Raw genomic sequence first — 1,915 nt, 5'->3', positions numbered from 1 at the left:
GCTAAAAGCTTAATTGGTGAGCTTGCTAAAGAAGTAATGGCAGGAACCATTACTGTTTCTGAAAATATGACTTTATCAATTGATAAGCGTATTGCAGAAATTGATGCTCTGATTTCAAAGCAGTTAAGTCAGATCATGCACAATGAACAATTCCAAAAAATTGAGTCAACTTGGCGTGGTCTTTATTACTTTTGTCAGGAAACGCCTTCAAATCCGCTCATTAAAATTCGTATGCTCAATACGACTAAGAAAGAGTTGGTAAAAGATTTCCAAGGTGCTACAGACTTTGATCAAAGCACTTTGTTTAAGAAAATCTACGAAGAAGAATACGGCTCTTTTGGTGGTGCACCATACTCAGCATTAATTGGTGATTTTGAGTTTGATCGTACTCCATCTGATATGTATTTGCTTGAGCAAATCTCTCATGTTGCAGCGGCAGCACATGCACCATTTATTTCAGCTGCTAGTCCGAGCATTTTAGGCCTTGAATCATTTACAGATATTGATCGTCCTAGAGATGTTTCAAAAATCTTTGAAACCGCTGAATATGTTCAATGGCGTTCGTTCCGTGATAGTGAAGACTCACGTTATGTTGCATTGACTTTGCCTCATGTCTTGGGTCGTCTCCCATATCATCCAAAAGAAGGTACTGCGACAGAAGGCTTTAATTTTATTGAAGATGTTTCTGGTGAAGACCACAATGAATATTTGTGGATGAATGCAGCTTATGCTTTTGGTACTCGCTTAACAAATGCATTTGATATGCATGGTTGGTGTGCTGCTATTCGCGGTGTTGAAGGTGGTGGTTTAGTTGAAGGCTTGCCAGTACATACTTTTAAAACACAAGATGGCGAAGTGGTATTCAAGTGTCCAACTGAAATTGCAATCACGGATCGCCGTGAAAAAGAGTTAAGCGATCTAGGCTTCATTCCGTTAGTACATTGTAAAAATACAGATTACGCAGCTTTCTTTGGCGCGCAATCAACTCAAAAACCTAAAAAATATGACAATGATACAGCCAATGCAAACTCGGCTTTATCAAGTCAGATTCAGTACATCATGGCTGTTTCACGTATTGCACATTACTTAAAAGCAATGATGCGAGATAAAGTGGGTAGCTTTGCTTCTGCTGGAAATGTTGAAGCATTCTTAAATGAGTGGTTGTCACAGTATGTCTTACTTGACGATGGTGCTTCTCAAGAAGCAAAAGCTCAATACCCGTTACGTGAAGCGTCTGTAAAAGTTGTAGAAGATCCTGCTCAACCAGGTCACTACAAATCTGTGGTTTTCTTGCGACCACATTTCCAGCTGGATGAGTTGTCGGTTTCTTTACGACTTGTCACTGAGTTACCTCAGTCCTCAAATTAATCAAGGTCAGCTAAAGAATAACTTTAAATTAAAAATAGGAAAGTTCTAAATGAAAGATATATACGTTGAGTTTCGCGGTAAATATAAAGTTGATGGAGAATCTCGTGATTCTGAGCACAAAGGTTGGTTAGAAGTTAACTCTTGGTCTCATAACATCCGTCAACCTAAATCTGCTACTTCAAGTAGTGTAGGCGGCCACACTGCTGAACGTGTTGAACATTCTGACATGGTTTTCGTGAAAGACTTAGACGCAACTAGCCCTAAATTATGGGAAGCTTGTTCAGCTGGTTACACATTTGATGAAGTACAAATCGACTTCTATCGCGCAAATGGCGATAAACGTATCAAGTACTTACAAATCAAATTGAAGCACGTTTTAGTTTCTAGTGTGACTCCAACTGTTAACGAAGAAGGCGTTCCTACAGAAGCATTCGGTTTGAAATATGCTGCTGTTGAGTGGACTTATAACCAACAAGATATTAACGGTACTGCTAAAGGTGCTGTTACTAAGAAATGGTCACTTTCTAATAATACAGCTTCTTACGCA

General features: G+C 39.1%; 2 protein-coding genes. Both read left to right on the top strand.

The window, feature by feature from the left end:
• Positions 1-1,368 (top strand): type VI secretion system contractile sheath large subunit (gene tssC / locus VXQ92_RS16335; RefSeq protein ID WP_416682537.1); only part of this gene is annotated, 1,368 nt, incomplete at its 5' end.
• A 49-nt stretch (positions 1,369-1,417) separates the two neighbouring features.
• Positions 1,418-1,915 (top strand): Hcp family type VI secretion system effector (locus VXQ92_RS16330; RefSeq protein ID WP_416682536.1); only part of this gene is annotated, 498 nt, incomplete at its 3' end.

It is taken from the genome of Acinetobacter sp. 228, assembly GCF_048147885.1.
Note: the sequence above shows the minus strand (reverse complement) of the source record. Positions and strands in the feature narration are given on the sequence as shown.